20 protein-coding genes and 1 other RNA gene are annotated in these 15,983 nt (G+C 39.4%); 16 read left to right on the top strand and 5 right to left on the bottom strand.

From position 1 onward, the window contains the following. Positions 1-201: 201 nt before the first annotated feature. A complete protein-coding gene (locus tag HMPREF2795_RS00895; protein ID WP_075227964.1) occupies positions 202-741 on the bottom strand; it encodes a hypothetical protein in 540 nt (179 codons plus the stop codon). A gap of 303 nt (positions 742-1,044) precedes the next feature. Here HMPREF2795_RS00895 and tadA point away from each other — a divergent pair, with 303 nt between their 5' ends. The 12 genes from tadA (at position 1,045) to HMPREF2795_RS00835 (ending at position 9,770) form a co-directional block, all read left to right on the top strand. Beyond that, positions 1,045-1,512 carry a tRNA adenosine(34) deaminase TadA gene (gene tadA / locus HMPREF2795_RS00890; RefSeq protein ID WP_075227963.1) on the top strand — a complete coding sequence of 156 codons (468 nt, stop codon included), beginning with the start codon at positions 1,045-1,047 and terminating at the stop codon, positions 1,510-1,512. Positions 1,513-1,544: 32 nt separating this feature from the next. Continuing rightward, positions 1,545-1,642: signal recognition particle sRNA small type (ffs, locus tag HMPREF2795_RS00885), an RNA gene on the top strand. 213 nt (positions 1,643-1,855) lie between these two features. Then, positions 1,856-2,299: a dUTP diphosphatase gene (locus HMPREF2795_RS00880; RefSeq protein ID WP_075227962.1), complete on the top strand. Its 444-nt coding sequence runs from the start codon at positions 1,856-1,858 to the stop codon at positions 2,297-2,299. Beyond that, positions 2,259-2,816 carry a histidine phosphatase family protein gene (locus tag HMPREF2795_RS00875; protein WP_075227961.1) on the top strand — a complete coding sequence of 186 codons (558 nt, stop codon included), beginning with the start codon at positions 2,259-2,261 and terminating at the stop codon, positions 2,814-2,816. Before HMPREF2795_RS00880 ends, HMPREF2795_RS00875 begins: the two co-directional genes overlap by 41 nt. Positions 2,817-2,832: 16 nt before the next feature. Further along, positions 2,833-3,324 carry a hypothetical protein gene (locus HMPREF2795_RS00870; protein ID WP_075227960.1) on the top strand — a complete coding sequence of 164 codons (492 nt, stop codon included), beginning with the start codon at positions 2,833-2,835 and terminating at the stop codon, positions 3,322-3,324. A 41-nt stretch (positions 3,325-3,365) separates the two neighbouring features. Then, positions 3,366-4,730 carry a DNA repair protein RadA gene (gene radA, locus HMPREF2795_RS00865; protein WP_186822891.1) on the top strand — a complete coding sequence of 455 codons (1,365 nt, stop codon included), beginning with the start codon at positions 3,366-3,368 and terminating at the stop codon, positions 4,728-4,730. Positions 4,731-4,800: 70 nt separating this feature from the next. Continuing rightward, positions 4,801-5,496, top strand: coding sequence for a TIGR00266 family protein (locus HMPREF2795_RS00860; RefSeq protein ID WP_075227958.1), 696 nt, complete (start codon positions 4,801-4,803; stop codon positions 5,494-5,496). A gap of 160 nt (positions 5,497-5,656) precedes the next feature. Next, positions 5,657-6,151, top strand: a complete 495-nt coding sequence (locus tag HMPREF2795_RS00855; RefSeq protein ID WP_075227957.1) for a beta-class carbonic anhydrase — start codon at positions 5,657-5,659, stop codon at positions 6,149-6,151. 216 nt (positions 6,152-6,367) lie between these two features. After that, positions 6,368-7,336, top strand: coding sequence for a ribose-phosphate diphosphokinase (locus tag HMPREF2795_RS00850; protein WP_000010179.1), 969 nt, complete (start codon positions 6,368-6,370; stop codon positions 7,334-7,336). Between the two features lie 300 nt (positions 7,337-7,636). After that, complete coding sequence (abpA, locus tag HMPREF2795_RS00845) at positions 7,637-8,284, top strand: amylase-binding adhesin AbpA (RefSeq protein ID WP_075227956.1); 648 nt, start codon at positions 7,637-7,639, stop codon at positions 8,282-8,284. Positions 8,285-8,357: 73 nt separating this feature from the next. Next, a complete protein-coding gene (srtB, locus tag HMPREF2795_RS00840) occupies positions 8,358-9,197 on the top strand; it encodes a class B sortase, LPKTxAVK-specific (protein ID WP_000091240.1) in 840 nt (279 codons plus the stop codon). A 135-nt stretch (positions 9,198-9,332) separates the two neighbouring features. Then, complete coding sequence (locus HMPREF2795_RS00835; protein ID WP_075227955.1) at positions 9,333-9,770, top strand: CoA-binding protein; 438 nt, start codon at positions 9,333-9,335, stop codon at positions 9,768-9,770. A 134-nt stretch (positions 9,771-9,904) separates the two neighbouring features. On the opposite strand, the gene HMPREF2795_RS00830 is transcribed toward HMPREF2795_RS00835, so the two are convergent. The 4 genes from HMPREF2795_RS00830 to HMPREF2795_RS10170 all read right to left on the bottom strand — a co-directional run bounded on the left by HMPREF2795_RS00830 (position 9,905) and on the right by HMPREF2795_RS10170 (position 12,455). Then, positions 9,905-10,915 carry a YeiH family protein gene (locus HMPREF2795_RS00830; RefSeq protein ID WP_075227954.1) on the bottom strand — a complete coding sequence of 337 codons (1,011 nt, stop codon included), beginning with the start codon at positions 10,913-10,915 and terminating at the stop codon, positions 9,905-9,907. A 475-nt stretch (positions 10,916-11,390) separates the two neighbouring features. Continuing rightward, positions 11,391-11,744 carry a type II toxin-antitoxin system RelE/ParE family toxin gene (locus tag HMPREF2795_RS00825; RefSeq protein WP_049526778.1) on the bottom strand — a complete coding sequence of 118 codons (354 nt, stop codon included), beginning with the start codon at positions 11,742-11,744 and terminating at the stop codon, positions 11,391-11,393. Further along, positions 11,734-12,018: a type II toxin-antitoxin system RelB/ParD family antitoxin gene (locus tag HMPREF2795_RS00820; protein ID WP_000213598.1), complete on the bottom strand. Its 285-nt coding sequence runs from the start codon at positions 12,016-12,018 to the stop codon at positions 11,734-11,736. The genes HMPREF2795_RS00825 and HMPREF2795_RS00820 overlap by 11 nt, the downstream gene beginning before the upstream one ends. 269 nt (positions 12,019-12,287) lie before the next feature. Next, a complete protein-coding gene (locus tag HMPREF2795_RS10170; RefSeq protein WP_398578192.1) occupies positions 12,288-12,455 on the bottom strand; it encodes a plasmid mobilization relaxosome protein MobC in 168 nt (55 codons plus the stop codon). Between the two features lie 256 nt (positions 12,456-12,711). Between HMPREF2795_RS10170 and HMPREF2795_RS00815 the strand changes: the two genes are divergently transcribed. The 4 genes from HMPREF2795_RS00815 to HMPREF2795_RS00800 are packed head-to-tail and all read left to right on the top strand — an operon-like array spanning position 12,712 to position 15,879. Then, a complete protein-coding gene (locus tag HMPREF2795_RS00815) occupies positions 12,712-13,881 on the top strand; it encodes a pyridoxal phosphate-dependent aminotransferase (RefSeq protein WP_075227953.1) in 1,170 nt (389 codons plus the stop codon). Continuing rightward, positions 13,878-14,648, top strand: a complete 771-nt coding sequence (gene recO / locus HMPREF2795_RS00810) for a DNA repair protein RecO (RefSeq protein ID WP_049509320.1) — start codon at positions 13,878-13,880, stop codon at positions 14,646-14,648. Before HMPREF2795_RS00815 ends, recO begins: the two co-directional genes overlap by 4 nt. Continuing rightward, complete coding sequence (gene plsX, locus HMPREF2795_RS00805) at positions 14,645-15,637, top strand: phosphate acyltransferase PlsX (protein ID WP_075227952.1); 993 nt, start codon at positions 14,645-14,647, stop codon at positions 15,635-15,637. Before recO ends, plsX begins: the two co-directional genes overlap by 4 nt. 5 nt (positions 15,638-15,642) lie before the next feature. Continuing rightward, entirely contained in the window at positions 15,643-15,879 is a 237-nt protein-coding gene (locus tag HMPREF2795_RS00800; protein ID WP_060955040.1) for an acyl carrier protein, read from the top strand. Positions 15,880-15,983: the final 104 nt, after the last annotated feature.

Here is a 15,983-nt window from a genome sequence, read left to right as displayed (position 1 = left end):
CTTAAAGTTGTGAATTGAGAAAAGAAGTTTTGGTAAAAGAAGCTTTTTGAATTCTCAAATACCAACAAATCGTTCAATTTGCCATCACATCAAAGGCGCATAACTAAGAAAAAATGAGGTTGGGATTTCTGATCCCAGCCTCTTCAGTGAACTATTTTCTTGAGAATTTGTAAGTTAGACAAACTTGAATTTTTTTCTGAATCAGCTTACTTGATTATCTGATTTATCACTTTGAAATTGCTGTATTTCGTGCATAAAAGCATCTGCCTTTAGTTTAGCTGTGATGATACTGACACTTTTTAGCTTATTTATTTTTTTCTCATGTAATGCCACACAAATAGGATTTTTAATTTTTATGGTTAACTTTACACAGTTAAAGGGACGCCTTTTAATGGTTAGTTGTTCAATATCTTGAAGTTTAAATTGATAATGTAACAGGCTGTGGCCTCTATTGCTATAGGTATAATACTGAACAATATTGTTTTTATAAACTTCTAATTTTACTCCATTTATGAAGAGAGAATAGCTCATAAACCATATAAGGAGGGGAGCATAAATTAGCACTATCGCCATAACAATCTTGTCTGAAAAATCAGTATTACAAGCCATCAGGTGCTTTAGAATCCAGAGAACCATAACAGATAAAGATATTATGGATGGCCCTCCTACTCTATTAAATGTATCTTTGTAAGGGGACATCAAGATAAGTTTTGGGTCATCCTGTAAACATTCTAATTGCATTAGTTATCCTTTCATCTTGTTTGTAATTTAAATCTCAGGATAATCATCTCTTGGAGACTTATAGTTAAAAATGTTTCAATAGATTTGGACATTCCGTATCAGTTGTCTCCTTTACTTTCAGTTCATGATTTCTAATGCTTCTCTCAATTTTGCTACTATTATACTCTTTTTAAAACATTATTTCTACAAACCAGAGATTGAATAATATCTAAAGTTAGTTACTGCAAATATTACAGAGCTCTTTTTTTGTCTAGAAAAACATGCTATAATGATAGAATTGATAGGCGAGAAAAGAGAGAAGCTATGGATTATACAGTTGAAGAAAAAGAAGCATTTATGAGAGAGGCCTTAAAGGAGGCAGAGATTGCTCTTGCCCACGATGAAATCCCAATAGGTTGCGTAATTGTAAAGGATGGAGAAATCATTGGTCGGGGGCACAATGCACGTGAGGAGTTGCAACGTGCGGTTATGCATGCAGAGATTATGGCCATCGAGAATGCGAATCTGAGGGAAGAGAGTTGGCGCTTACTCGACTGTACACTTTTTGTGACTATTGAGCCTTGTGTGATGTGCAGCGGGGCGATTGGGCTTGCCCGTATCCCTAAGGTAGTTTATGGGGCTAAAAATCAGAAATTTGGTGCAGCTGGAAGTCTGTATGATATTTTGACAGATGAACGTCTTAATCATCGTGTAGATGTTGAAACAGGGATTTTAGAGAGTGAATGTGCAGGTATCATGCAGGAATTTTTTAGAAATCGACGGAAAAAATAATTTCTCTTTTAAAATCTTTGGGAATGTGGTATAATAATTAATGGAGCAACAGTTCTGCGTGAAGCGGGTCAGGGGAGGAATCCAGCAGCCCTAAGCGAAGTGAATTGTGTGCTCTTTTTTTGTGCTTTAAAGAAAATAGTTTAAGTATGGCTAAATAGGAATGAGTTTGTTAATAAAAGGGAAAATAAGTGACATTTGAAATGTCTTTAAATTTTTTTGTATGATTTTATTGTTTGCTTTTTGATAGTACACTTTTCTTTATTTTATATAGAAGATTTTTCGTGCTTTTTTCGAATAAATAAGATAAAATAGCCTAGAATGAAAGATTAAAAAGAGGGAAAATATGAAAATTCGTGGTTTTGAATTAGTTTCTAGTTTTACAGATGAGAGTTTGCTACCGAAGCGTGAGACAGCACATGCAGCTGGTTACGACTTAAAGGTTGCTGTGCGTACGGTCATTGCTCCAGGTGAGATTATCCTTGTTCCAACAGGGGTTAAGGCCTATATGCAACCGACTGAGGTTCTCTACCTCTATGATCGTTCTTCAAACCCTCGTAAGAAGGGCTTGGTTTTGATTAACTCTGTGGGTGTCATTGATGGAGATTATTATGGTAACCCAGGAAATGAAGGACATATCTTTGCACAGATGAAAAACATTACCGATCAGGAAGTTGTTCTTGAAGTTGGGGAACGTGTAGTTCAGGCTGTCTTTGCACCATTTTTGATTGCGGATGGCGATGCGGCAGATGGCGTTCGGACTGGTGGATTTGGATCGACAGGGCACTAAGATGAAGATTATCTTTGTACGTCATGGAGAGCCAGATTACCGTGAGTTAGAGGAGCGTTCTTATACAGGTTTTGGGATGGATTTAGCCCCTTTATCTGAGAAAGGACGGCAACAAGCTCAGGAACTGAGCAAAAATTCTTTGCTACACTCAGCTGATCTACTAGTTTCTTCTGCAGTCACAAGAGCTTTAGAGACTGCTAGCTATGTGGCTTGTGCTACTGGACTTCCTTTGAGAGTGGAGTCATTATTGCATGAATGGCAAGTCTATGAAAGTGGCGTAGAGAATTTTGAAAAAGCTCGTACTCTGTTTCTAGAAAATAATGGGGAGTTACTTCCCAATAGTCCTATTCAATATGAGATAGCTGAGGAAATGAGGTCTCGGTTTCTAGAATCTATGGGCAAGTACCGAGATTATCAGACAGTCGTTGTTGTCACTCATCGAATGCTCATGCGCCAATTTGTACCAGACGAGAAGATTGATTTTTGCCAAGTGATTGAATGTGAGATAGAGATATAGAAAGAAGCACAATGAAATGAGCTATAAGGATTTTCAAGCTTTTACCGCAGAGAATTGTCAAGGGTATAAGAAGGTGTATGAGATTAGTATTGGAGGTTTTCTTTACTTGGCTTTTCTTCCAGTAGACTATCAAAAAATCCTTTGCATTTCTTCAGAATATATGTCCATCATCGATAGTGAAAAAAGTCAAGTCACTCCAATAGATGGGGATTACGATGAGATAGAGTTAGTAGCTATGTGTGATGGTTACGACTCTCCTATCCCTATCGCTGGACAATATGGTGGAAGCCTTCCTTTGTATAATGGTAAAGACATCCGAGTGACAATGGATAAAGACCAATCTGAAGAATATCCGATTTTAACCATTTATTGGGAAGAGAATAAAGAAACTAGGACTCAAGTTTATAAAGGTTATTTACCCTATATTTTTGGATTTAGTCCTGATGGGGAGTATTATGTCCATGTGGATGATGGTGGACTGATTGTTCTGAAAAGAAATAGTTACTGATTTGGAAAATTAATAAGAGATTTTAAAATGAAAGGATTAGAATCATCGCAAAGAAAAAAGCGGCATTTATATGTCAAAATTGTGGGTATAATTCCCCTAAATATCTAGGACGTTGTCCAAACTGTGGGTCTTGGTCTTCTTTTGTAGAAGAGGTCGAGGTTGCAGAAGTCAAGAATGCGCGTGTGTCCTTGACAGGTGAGAAAACTAAACCTATGAAACTGGCTGAGGTAACTTCCATCAATGTCAATCGAACCAAGACAGAGATGGAGGAGTTTAACCGAGTTCTTGGTGGAGGAGTAGTACCAGGAAGTCTTGTCCTTATCGGTGGGGATCCTGGGATTGGGAAATCAACTCTGCTCTTACAAGTCTCAACCCAGCTGTCTCAAGTAGGAACTGTTCTCTATGTCAGCGGGGAGGAGTCTGCTCAGCAAATCAAGTTACGAGCGGAGCGCTTGGGGGATATCGATAGTGAGTTTTATCTCTATGCTGAAACCAATATGCAGAGCGTGAGAGCTGAGGTGGAGCGAATCCAACCAGACTTTCTTATCATCGACTCTATTCAGACCATTATGTCTCCTGAGATTTCAGGGGTTCAGGGATCGGTTTCTCAGGTGCGTGAGGTGACAGCTGAACTCATGCAGTTGGCTAAGACTAATAACATCGCTATCTTTATCGTCGGGCATGTGACCAAGGAAGGGACCTTGGCTGGGCCTCGGATGTTGGAGCATATGGTGGATACGGTGCTTTACTTTGAGGGGGAACGCCACCATACCTTCCGTATCTTGAGGGCGGTCAAAAACCGTTTTGGATCGACCAATGAAATTGGGATTTTTGAGATGCAATCAGGTGGCTTGGTTGAGGTTCTCAATCCGAGTCAAGTTTTCCTAGAAGAACGTTTAGATGGAGCAACTGGTTCGTCCATCGTGGTGACCATGGAAGGAACCCGTCCGATTTTGGCGGAGGTTCAGGCTTTGGTAACACCGACCATGTTTGGAAATGCCAAGCGTACTACGACAGGTCTTGACTTCAATCGCGCCAGCTTGATTATGGCTGTTTTGGAAAAACGGGCAGGTCTTCTCTTGCAAAATCAGGATGCCTATCTCAAATCTGCTGGTGGTGTCAAGTTAGATGAGCCTGCCATTGACCTGGCTGTTGCGGTTGCTATTGCCTCGAGCTATAAGGACAAGCCAACCAATCCTCAGGAATGTTTTGTAGGAGAATTAGGCTTAACCGGAGAGATTCGGCGTGTGAATCGTATCGAGCAGCGCATCAATGAGGCTGCTAAGCTTGGATTTACAAAAATCTATGTACCGAAAAATTCCTTGACTGGAATCAAACCGCCTAAGGAAATTCAGGTGATCGGAGTGACGACTATCGGAGAAGTCTTGAAAAAAGTATTCTCCTAATAGTTGTACTCAGGTTTAGATTACTAATTATTTTATTGCTAACATTTATTAAAACAAGGAGGAATTTCTGATGAAATTTTCTATGGACAGTCACATGCAATTTCCTTTGGTAGAGTTGTCACTCAATCAGGGAGAAACGGTCTTTATACAGCGCGGTAGCATGGTCTACCACACGCCTAACGTAAGCCTCAATACCCAGCTCAATGCTAGTGGTTCTGGTTTGGGACGTTTTGTCAAAGCTGTGGGGCGTTCCATGGTTTCTGGCGAAAGTACCTTTATCACGCAAGCTGTTGCTGAGTCTGACAACGGCAACCTTGCTTTAGCACCAGATACTCCTGGTCAAGTGATTGCTCTTGAGCTAGGAGAAAAGCAATATCGATTGAATGATGGAGCCTTTCTAGCTCTTGATGGTACAGCTTTCTATACAATGGAGCGTCAGTCTATTGGGAAGGCTCTGTTCGGGGGTCAAGGTGGTCTTTTCGTGATGACAACCCAAGGTCAGGGAACTCTTTTGTCTAATGCTTTTGGATCTATTAAGAAAATTGAGCTTCAAAATCAAGAAATAACTATTGACAATGCCCATGTGGTGGCTTGGAGTCAATCTTTGGACTATCATATCCACTTAGAAAATGGTTTCTGGCAATCTATTGGTACAGGCGAAGGAGTGGTGAATACCTTCCGAGGTACTGGTGAGGTTTATGTACAAAGTCTCAATCTTCAAAGCTTTGCAGGCTCTCTCAACAAGTATATCCAAAAAGAATCATAACAAAAAAAACTAGGATAGGGACTCAAGCTAGATGCTAGAAGTCTCTGTTCTAGTTTTTTTATATGGAAGTTGAAAACTGACAAGACAAAGAAAAGATGGTAAGATAGAAGATAAATAATTTGGTTTTCAAATTATCTTAAAAGTAAGAAAGTGTGTTGTCATGTCGTATTTTGAACAGTTTATGAAAGCCAACCAGGCTTATGTTGCCTTGCATGGGCAGTTAAATCTGCCAATCAAGCCGAAAACAAGAGTAGCCATTGTGACTTGTATGGACTCACGTCTGCACGTTGCACAAGCTTTGGGGTTAGCACTTGGAGATGCTCACATTTTACGGAATGCGGGCGGTCGAGTGACAGACGATATGATTCGCTCACTCGTGATTTCTCAGCAACAAATGGGAACAAGAGAGATTGTGGTTCTTCATCATACAGACTGTGGTGCTCAGACATTTCAAAACGAAGAGTTTCAAGAACATTTAAAAACTGAATTAGGGGTTGATGTCTCGAATCAAGATTTTCTCCCTTTTCAAGATGTTGAGGAGAGTGTTCGTGAGGATATGCAGTTACTTCGAGAATGCCCATTGATTCCAGATGATGTCGTTATTTCAGGGGCTGTTTATGACGTGGATACAGGCAGTATGAGAGAGGTATACTAACTTTTCCTTTGTGAGTTCCTATCTTCCCATGAGATAGAATGTATAAGTTGTCACATTTTTGCTTGAATATAGGGAATATAAATGAGCACAAGGCAAGGGTATAAATGTCTACTCTTGTCTTATTTTTTATTGAAAAATCAAGAAAAAAGCGCTACAATGGTAGTTGGAAAAATGTTGTGAAAAAACACAAGTGATACATAAATACTGGAGGAAATCATGTCTTTTTCTGATTTAAAGCTGTTTGCCCTTTCTTCAAATAGAGAATTGGCAGAGCGTGTGGCGCAAGAGATTGGGATAGAGTTGGGAAAATCGACTGTACGTCAATTTTCAGATGGAGAAATTCAAGTTAATATCGAAGAATCAATCCGTGGAAAACACGTCTTTATCCTACAATCAACTAGCTCACCTGTAAATGACAATCTGCTAGAAATTTTGATTATGGTAGATGCTTTGAAACGCGCCAGTGCAGAATCTGTTAACGTTGTTATGCCTTACTATGGCTATGCACGTCAGGATAGAAAAGCGAGAGCGCGTGAGCCAATCACTTCAAAACTTGTAGCAAATATGCTAGAAGTGGCTGGAGTGGATCGTTTATTGACGATTGACTTGCATGCTGCACAGATTCAGGGATTCTTTGATATTCCTGTCGATCACTTGATGGGTGCTCCTTTAATTGCAGACTACTTTGAGCGTCGTGGTATGGTTGGTTCTGACTATGTGGTTGTCAGTCCAGACCATGGTGGGGTGACTCGTGCTCGTAAATTGGCAGAGTTTTTGAAAACTCCGATTGCCATTATTGATAAACGTCGTAGCGTGGACAAGATGAATACTAGTGAAGTGATGAACATCATTGGTAAGGTAGAAGGCAAGACTTGTATCTTGATTGACGATATGATCGATACAGCTGGAACTATTTGCCATGCGGCGGATGCTCTTGCAGAAGCTGGTGCTGTCGAAGTTTACGCAAGCTGTACGCACCCAGTTCTTTCAGGGCCTGCTATGGATAATATCCAAAAATCAGCTATTAAAAAATTAGTTGTTTTGGATACTATCTACCTACCAGAAGAGCGTTTAATTGATAAGATTGAGCAAATCTCTATTGCACATCTCTTGGCAGATGCTATCATCCGTATCCATGAAAAACGTCCTCTATCTCCATTATTTAGTATTGAGAAAAAAATCTAACGAATTCGTTGGATCAGACAAAACTCCTAACAAAGTGATAGGCCTTGTTGGGAGTTTTCTTAATTAGATCAGAAAAATGTGAAAATTTCACTAATTGTTCGTTTTTTAGTCCATTTTTTTCCTTAATTCTTCGAGAATATTGCTTGTTTTTTAAAAATATAATAAATTTTACTCGTTTTTTACCAGAAATTTTATAAATACTTTAAGAAAAAGCTTGACAACTCTAATATATGTGATATAATTTGAGGTAGTAAGGATTATCCTTATAATTAAATTTTAAAATTAAAGAGGAGATAAAACATGAAGAAAGTTTTATTATCATCAGTAGCAGCTCTTGCAGTATTCTCAGCAGCAGCTCCAGTTTTTGCACAAGGAGAAAACCCAGCTTCTTCTAACCAATTGATCCAAAAGAAATATGTTTCTGAACGTGATATTGCAGATCAAGCTTATGCATACGTAGAAGCTCACCCAGAAGATATCGCAGCAGCTGTTGAAAAAGAACCTTCAGTGATTGCAGCTCGTGCAGAACTTGCTAAAGCTGAAGCAATCGTTGGTCACACTCATGAAAAAGCTGTAGCAGCTGCTAAAGCTAACCTTGATGAAGTTTTGGCTGATGCAACAAATTCACAACGTAACCGTGCAATCCAATACTTGCAAGAAACATACCGTAACGCAGCTAAAGCTCAAGGTAACTACTGGAACGACCCAACTGGTGTTGAAGACAACAAACCTAACCCAACTCGTATTGCTGAAGACCAAGCTAACCAAACTGGTCGTCCTGCAGTAACAGAAGAACAAGCAGCAGCTGACCAAGCAGCAGCTCAACCAGAACCTGGTAAACCAGGTGCTACAGACCAAGCTAAAAAAGCAGACGCTGCAGCTAAAAAAGCTGGAGCAAATGCTAAAGCAGGTCAAAAAGCTCTTCCAAAAACACACGCTGCTAAATAATTTTATTTAAAAAGTAGCCAATCACTGAAACTTGGTTTCAGTGATTTTTTTGGTAAAAAATGAGGAGGAAAAGATGAGTAGACGTTCTACGACAAAGAAATCACCAATTACTAAAATAATTGCTTCAATCGTTGCAGTAGCTATCGTTGCTTTGGGAGGCTTCTTTATCTATAAAAGCTTCCTAGCTCCAAGTGGAGATAAGCTAAATGATGCAAAGGTTACTCAGGAAGCTCCAAAGCAAACCTATACTGCTAGCCAAGAAGAAAAAGAATATCTCGCTAATAAGTTTAAAGGCTTGCTCGCAACAAACTCTGAAACGGTTGGCTATGTATATATTCCTGGTACACAGTTAGATGAGCCAGTTGTTCAAACAACGGATAATGCGACTTATTTGGATAAGCGTTTTGATGGCGTTAACGAACCTTTAATGGGTGCAGTCTTTATGGATGCTGATAACAAGAAGGACTTTAGTGATCGATTGACTTGGTTATTTGGTCATGCTCGTGGTAGTAAAGTTCCTGACCACCGCATGTTTAAAGATGTGAATTACTTCAGTCGCCAAGAATATTTTGATGAACATCCTTATGTAGTCATTGAAACTCCAGAGAGAAAGTATTATTATGAAGCTGTTGCTATGATTATTGTTCCAGAAGAAACAGCTTTTTACCGTACTTCTTTTGATGATGATGCGGATTTTGAGAAACAGCTAAATATTATTTATGATACTGCAGAGGTTAAGAAACCAAATGTTAAGGTATCAGCTAAGGATAAATATCTTGTTCTTTCTACTTGTCGTGAAGAAGATGATACGATTCGTGCCAATCTCTACCTTCGACAAATTCCTGACTCAGAGATGAGTGACTTTGTCAAACAACATGGAGAAAGCCTTCAGTATAAACCAACAAGAGAATAATCTTTAAATAAAATTTTTATGAATCCTCCTCAAATTAAATGAAATAGTTTAATTTTGGGAGGATTTTTTGATTTTATAGTAAATTTCTGCAAACCCTTTCAAAATATGCTATACTGATGAAAAAGGAGGATTTTTATGACTCAAGAATTTATCAATCCAAGTGATGGCGTGATCCGTCAGTATCTAGCAAACAGTAAGACTCTAGCAGTAGTAGGCTTGTCTGATCGTGAAGAAACAACTAGCAATCGAGTGACAAAGGAAATGCAGGCTCGTGGCTATAAAATCATACCAGTAAACCCTAAGGCTGCAGGTGGGGAAATCTTGGGAGAAAAGGCTTATGCCAGTCTAGCTGAGATTCCTTTCCCTGTAGATATCGTCAATGTCTATCGTCGTAGTGAATTTCTGCCTGATGTAGCACGTGATTTTCTCAAGGCTAATGCTAAGATTTTCTGGGCGCAACTAGGACTTGAAAGTCTAGAAGCGGAAGAAATCTTGCGTGCTGGAGGTTGCGATGATATCGTGATGAATCGTTGTATTAAGAGAGAACATACACGCTTAATTCTTGAACAATAAAAAGGTAGCTTGCAGGCTACCTTTTGTGTTATACTCAATGAAAATCAAAGAGCAAGCTAAGAAGCGAGCCGCAGGCTGTACTTGAGTACGGCAAGGCGAAGCTGACGTGGTTTGAATTTGATTTTCGAAGAGTATTAGAAAATACCGATGAGCGTTTGCATACCGAGGCTAGTCAGGATGATGGCAATCCAGCAGAGGGCACCAAGAAGAATGGATTTACCACTGGACTTAATCATAGCAATGAGATTGGTTTTGAGGCCGATAGCGCTCATGGCCATGATGATGAGGAATTTAGAGAGTTGTTTGAGAGGTGCAAAGAAGCTACTGCTGACACCAAAAGAAGTAAGGACGGTGGTTATCAGAGAAGCTAGGATGAAGTAGAGAATGAAAACAGGGAAGATTTTTTTAAGTTTTACCCCTTGGTTGTTTCCTTGTTGACGACTTTGCCAGTAAGAGAGGAAGAGAGTGATAGGGATAATAGCTAGGGTACGGGTCAATTTGACAATGGTGGCAGCTTCGAGAGTATTGGACTGGTAAAGACTATCCCAAGCGCTGGCAGTGGCTGTTACAGAGGAAGTATCATTGACCGCAGTTCCTGCAAAGAGAGCAAAACCTTCGTTGGAAAGATGGAGCCAGGTTCCTAGGGTTGGGAAGATAAGAGCTGCCAAGACATTGAAGAAAAAGATAACAGATATGGCTTGTGCGACTTCTTTTTCCTTGGCATGGATGACAGGAGCAGTCGCTGCAATGGCAGAACCGCCACAGATAGAAGAGCCTACACCAACCAAGGTAGCTAGCTTAGTATCCAGATTAAAAAAGCGTTGGAAAAAGAAAGCTATAATCAAAGCAATTGAAATAGTTGAGAGGATGACAGGAAGGGAAGATTTTCCTACTGCAAAAACTTGAGAGATATTGAGTCCAAACCCAAGCAAGATAACAGCATACTGAAGCAATTTCTTGGAGCTGTAAGTCAAACCAGCATCTAGTTGTTTATAGGAAGTGAGAAATGGGTGGAGAATCATGCCAATAAAGATGGCAAAGACAGGTGCCCCGACAACAGGCAAGAAGCCTCCTAAAATCCAAGAAATGATAGATATGATAAGACAGACCAAAAGTCCAGCCCAATTTTTTGATAGAAATGACATAAAAACCTCCGAAAATAAATACTCCTTATTATAATCTTATCTGTCAGAAAAGTAAAGAGAAAGTAAAGTTTAATAATTATTTGACAAGTTTCTCAAATTTATGTGATTAGAACTGTAACGAAGTCTTGGAAAAAACAGAAATACCAGAGCTCCACCTCTGGTATTTCTGTTTGTCTAGTCATATTAAAACTAAACTCAGGTTATATTTTTTTGTCGCACTTATCTAACCACTTTCTGACTATCCACTCAGAAATGACATTACCGATCTAGTAATCAATAATGGTGCTAGAATAGTTGTAACGAAGATTAGCAAAACCGTATTTTACAAAGGTATACTCTGTAATATTTAAATCCTTATTAAATCAACGTTTCTAAAGAAAAAGTAGCTGTAAAATATTATATATACAGCGTACTGTTAAACCAAGACGGTACCAAAAATTAAGGTTTCGGAGCTTATAAAATAAAGAAAGATGTCTCAATCAGTTGAGCTTCTTTTATTACCATTTTGTAGCAAAGTGACATAGTCGCTTTTTATGTGGAATAGGTGAGATAAAAAAACAGTGTTTTGTTTTTGGTCGATGAAGTAGAGTAAGACATACTGACCGATAATTTTTCCTCGTGTAGGGTACTTACTATTAATCTTTATACCAATTTTTTCATCGGCGTCAAAACCAGCCTCAGGAAAGACTTCTAAACTTTTTAAGCCATCTAAAATTTTACCCACAGTATTTTTAGCAGACTGAGATGATAAAAGAACAGTAGTGATGTAATCATGAATACTGTCAATAGCTTGGCTCACTTCATCAGAAATAATTACTTTATAAGCCATAGCGTGCCCTCATACTGTCTAGGGAAGTCCCTTTTCCTGCTTCATACTCTCTTAAGGCTCGTTCGGATTGAGCTTGTAATTCCTCAATCAACTGTTCACGGTGTAAATCTTCTGCAGTCTTGATTGGCAAGTCCTGTTCGAGGACAATCTGCTCTATAAAAAGAGTGATAGCATCCGTCATGGTCATTCCTTTTTCCTTGATAATGGCTCTAGCTTGTTCCATTGCTAACTCATTGATTTTAAAATTGTATTGCTTAACAAGTGATGTAGTCATGGTATATCTCCGTTCTATATCGTGTATATCCAGTATATATTTTTTGAACTTTTTTTGCAAGAAAAAAAACTCTTGAATATACTCCAAGAGTGAAACGAATAGGACCAGTGGTGGAGCGGGTTCTTTACAACCTAAAGCTGAAGGTAGTGCCGAACCTGAACCTGAATCATCAGCAACATTTGAGCAAACTGTTACTAGTCACTCGACATCATCTTATCCTTAGTTATAAGTTTAGGATAGATAAGAGAGAATATCAACAATAATTCTTATTACAACCATCTGTCCTGTACCTGTGTTTGATTTTCTTGTTTTTGAATAAATTGTCTGACTGTATCTTTCAAATGTTTCTGCAATTCAAGAATCTGACTAAATTCATTTAGACTAGCCTGATTATCTTCGTTTACTTTTTTTGTGATCTGATTTATATTGACCCCTATCCGATTTATTTCCTTACGTAACTTCTCAATACTCGTCGAAAATCTCCTAATACGTTGTTATCTTCGGCTTACCTAACTTTAGTTATGCTTTCACCTCGATTCCTAGTTTCATGAGATTTTCATTGAGTATTTTAAAAACATAGTGTTGTAATGAATTTAAATGAACATACATCAGTTGCTTATACTAGTGTGATTTTGCGGTCAGAGAGCTTTTGTAGTATAATAGACATATGTTCTTTAAGCAAGGAGGGTATCTATGGACTTAACCAAGCGATTTAATAAACAATTAGATAAGATTCAAGTTTCCTTGATTCGTCAGTTTGACCAGGCTATTTCAGAGATTCCTGGGGTTTTACGTCTGACATTGGGAGAGCCTGACTTCACAACTCCAGACCATGTCAAGGAGGCGGCTAAGCGAGCCATTGACCAAAATCAATCCTACTATACAGGGATGAGTGGTTTGATGACTTTACGCCAGGCAGCTAGTGATTTTGTAAGAGAAAAATACCAGCTCGACTATAATCCAGAGAATGAAATCTTGGTCACAATTGGTGCGACAGAGGCTCTATCAGCTACTTTGACAGCTATTTTAGAAGAGGGTGACAAGGTTCTCTTGCCAGCTCCTGCCTATCCTGGTTATGAACCAATTGTTAATCTAGTTGGTGCAGAGATTGTCGAGATTGATACGACTGAGAACGGTTTTGTCTTAACTCCTGAAATGCTAGAGAAAGCTATTATCGAGCAAGGTGATAAGCTCAAGGCAGTTATTCTCAACTATCCAGCTAATCCTACAGGAATTACCTATAGTCGCGAACAGTTGGAAGCCTTGGGAGACGTTTTACGTAAGTATGAGATTTTCGTTGTCTGTGATGAGGTCTATTCAGAATTAACCTATACAGGGGAAAATCATGTATCTTTGGGAACGATGCTGAGAGATCAGGCTATTATCATCAACGGTCTATCCAAATCCCATGCTATGACAGGTTGGCGTTTAGGTTTTATCTTTGCTCCAGCAAATTTCACAGCCCAGTTAATCAAGAGTCATCAGTACTTGGTCACTGCCGCAAATACCATGGCTCAACATGCTGCGGTGGAAGCCTTGACGGCTGGTAAGAACGATGCAGAGCCGATGAAGAAGGAGTATATCCAACGTCGGGACTACATTATCGAGAAGATGACTGACCTTGGTTTTGAGATCATCAAACCAGATGGTGCTTTTTATATCTTTGCTAAGATTCCAGAAGGCTACAATCAAGATTCCTTTGCTTTTCTGAAGGATTTTGCTCAGAAGAAGGCTGTTGCCTTTATCCCTGGTGCAGCTTTTGGTCAATATGGAGAAGGTTATGTGCGCTTGTCTTATGCGGCTAGTATGGAAACCATCAGAGAGGCTATGAAACGTCTTGAGGAGTACATGAGAGAAGCATGATTCAGTCTATTACGAGTCAGGGGTTGGTGCTCTACAATCGTAATTTTCGTGAGGATGACAAGCTAGTCAAGATTTTTACAGAGCAGGTCGGTAAGCGCATGTTTTTTGTCAAACATGCCGGTCAATCCAAACTGGCTCCAGTTATTCAACCTTTGGTGCTGGCTCGTTTTCTTTTACGAATCAATGATGATGGGCTTAGTTATATTGAAGACTACCATGAGGTGATGACCTTTCCAAAAATCAATAGTGATCTCTTTGTCATGGCCTATGCGACCTATGTGGCAGCTCTGGCAGATGCTAGTTTGCAGGACAATCAACAGGATGCTCCCTTGTTTGCTTTTTTACAAAAGACTTTAGAGTTGATGGAAGAGGGTCTGGATTATCAAGTTTTGACTAATATTTTTGAAATTCAGATTTTGACACGTTTTGGGATCAGTCTTAACTTTAATGAGTGTGTTTTTTGCCATCGGGTAGGTCAGGCCTTTGATTTTTCTTTCAAATATGGCGCTTGCTTATGTCCTGAGCATTATCATGAGGATGAGAAACGTTGTCATCTGAATCCAAACATTCCCTATCTGCTCAATCAATTTCAAGCTATTAACTTTGAGACTTTAGAGACTATTTCTCTCAAGTCTGAAATCAAGCAAGAATTGCGTCAGTTCATGGATCAAATTTATGAAGAATACGTAGGAATTCACCTAAAATCAAAGAAATTTATTGATTCCCTAGCTGATTGGGGACAATTACTAAAAGAGGAAGACAAATGAAAAAAATCGCAGTAGATGCAATGGGTGGGGATTACGCACCACAGGCAATTGTTGAAGGTGTTAATCAAGCCCTTGCTGACTTTTCAGATATTGAGATTCAACTTTACGGAGATGAGAGCAAGATTAAGCAATATCTAACAGCGACAGATCGCGTCAGTATTATCCATACAGATGAGAAAATTGATTCGGATGATGAACCAACAAAAGCCATTCGTAAGAAGAAAAAAGCCAGTATGGTATTGGCTGCTAAGGCTGTCAAGGACGGTGAGGCTGATGCTGTGCTCTCTGCAGGAAATACAGGTGCTTTGCTAGCGGCAGGATTTTTCATCGTTGGTCGCATCAAGAATATTGACCGACCTGGACTTATGTCAACCTTACCAACAGTTGATGGGAAAGGTTTTGATATGCTAGACCTTGGTGCCAATGCAGAAAACACAGCCCATCACCTTCATCAATATGCCATCCTAGGTTCTTTCTACGCTAAAAATGTTCGTGGAATTGCAAAACCACGAGTTGGTTTGCTTAATAACGGGACAGAGAGCAGCAAGGGAGATCCACTCCGCAAGGAAACTTATGACTTGCTAGCAGCTGATGAGAGTTTGAACTTTGTCGGTAATGTGGAAGCGCGTGATTTGATGGAGGGTGTTGCAGATGTTGTCGTGGCAGACGGTTTCACGGGAAACGCTGTGCTAAAATCCATCGAAGGTACAGCCATGGGAATCATGGGCTTGCTAAAAAATGCTATTACAGGTGGTGGACTTCGAGCAAAACTTGGTGCTCTTCTTCTCAAGGATAGCCTTAAAGGCTTGAAAAAGCAGCTCAACTATTCAGATGTTGGGGGTGCAGTCTTGTTTGGTGTCAAGGCGCCTGTTGTCAAGACTCATGGCTCAAGTGATGCCAAGGCTGTGTACAGTACGATTCGTCAGATTCGTACCATGCTAGAAACAGACGTAGTTGCTCAAACTGCGCGTGAATTTTCAGGAGAATAATATATATGACAGAAAAAGAAATTTTTGACCGTGTCGTGGCCATTATCCAAGAACGTCAAGGGGATGACTTTGTAGTCACAGAGGCCTTGAGTTTGAAGGATGATCTGGATGCTGATTCGGTAGATTTGATGGAATTCGTACTAACCATTGAGGATGAATTTGGAATTGAAATCAGCGATGAAGAAATCGACCATCTTCAAAGTGTGGCAGATGTATTGAAAGCCATTAAAGATAAAATCTAACATATAGCAACATGCAAGTCATGTTGTTTTTTTGTTTCTCGAAAAAAGATAAGATTTTGAAATTTTACAGTTGATACTCAATGAAAATCAAAGAGCAAACTAAG

It is taken from the genome of Streptococcus sp. HMSC056C01 (genome assembly GCF_001811305.1).
Classification (GTDB): Bacteria; Bacillota; Bacilli; order Lactobacillales; family Streptococcaceae; genus Streptococcus.
This window is presented reverse-complemented; position numbering and strand designations above follow the sequence as displayed.

What these genes read in the sequence shown, in the direction of transcription:
- tadA (WP_075227963.1), top strand. Translation starts at nt 1,045, where the DNA reads ATGGATTATACAGTTGAAGAAAAAGAAGCATTTATGAGAGAGGCCTTA.
- HMPREF2795_RS00855 (WP_075227957.1), top strand. Translation starts at nt 5,657, where the DNA reads ATGTCGTATTTTGAACAGTTTATGAAAGCCAACCAGGCTTATGTTGCC.
- HMPREF2795_RS00880 (WP_075227962.1), top strand. Translation starts at nt 1,856, where the DNA reads ATGAAAATTCGTGGTTTTGAATTAGTTTCTAGTTTTACAGATGAGAGT.
- HMPREF2795_RS00875 (WP_075227961.1), top strand. Translation starts at nt 2,259, where the DNA reads ATGGCGTTCGGACTGGTGGATTTGGATCGACAGGGCACTAAGATGAAG.
- HMPREF2795_RS00820 (WP_000213598.1), bottom strand. Translation starts at nt 12,018, where the DNA reads ATGACTACATCACTTGTTAAGCAATACAATTTTAAAATCAATGAGTTA.
- HMPREF2795_RS00895 (WP_075227964.1), bottom strand. Translation starts at nt 741, where the DNA reads ATGCAATTAGAATGTTTACAGGATGACCCAAAACTTATCTTGATGTCC.
- plsX (WP_075227952.1), top strand. Translation starts at nt 14,645, where the DNA reads ATGAAAAAAATCGCAGTAGATGCAATGGGTGGGGATTACGCACCACAG.
- HMPREF2795_RS00835 (WP_075227955.1), top strand. Translation starts at nt 9,333, where the DNA reads ATGACTCAAGAATTTATCAATCCAAGTGATGGCGTGATCCGTCAGTAT.
- HMPREF2795_RS00850 (WP_000010179.1), top strand. Translation starts at nt 6,368, where the DNA reads ATGTCTTTTTCTGATTTAAAGCTGTTTGCCCTTTCTTCAAATAGAGAA.
- HMPREF2795_RS00860 (WP_075227958.1), top strand. Translation starts at nt 4,801, where the DNA reads ATGAAATTTTCTATGGACAGTCACATGCAATTTCCTTTGGTAGAGTTG.
- abpA (WP_075227956.1), top strand. Translation starts at nt 7,637, where the DNA reads ATGAAGAAAGTTTTATTATCATCAGTAGCAGCTCTTGCAGTATTCTCA.
- HMPREF2795_RS00830 (WP_075227954.1), bottom strand. Translation starts at nt 10,915, where the DNA reads ATGTCATTTCTATCAAAAAATTGGGCTGGACTTTTGGTCTGTCTTATC.
- HMPREF2795_RS00870 (WP_075227960.1), top strand. Translation starts at nt 2,833, where the DNA reads ATGAGCTATAAGGATTTTCAAGCTTTTACCGCAGAGAATTGTCAAGGG.
- srtB (WP_000091240.1), top strand. Translation starts at nt 8,358, where the DNA reads ATGAGTAGACGTTCTACGACAAAGAAATCACCAATTACTAAAATAATT.
- HMPREF2795_RS00815 (WP_075227953.1), top strand. Translation starts at nt 12,712, where the DNA reads ATGGACTTAACCAAGCGATTTAATAAACAATTAGATAAGATTCAAGTT.
- HMPREF2795_RS00825 (WP_049526778.1), bottom strand. Translation starts at nt 11,744, where the DNA reads ATGGCTTATAAAGTAATTATTTCTGATGAAGTGAGCCAAGCTATTGAC.
- recO (WP_049509320.1), top strand. Translation starts at nt 13,878, where the DNA reads ATGATTCAGTCTATTACGAGTCAGGGGTTGGTGCTCTACAATCGTAAT.
- HMPREF2795_RS00800 (WP_060955040.1), top strand. Translation starts at nt 15,643, where the DNA reads ATGACAGAAAAAGAAATTTTTGACCGTGTCGTGGCCATTATCCAAGAA.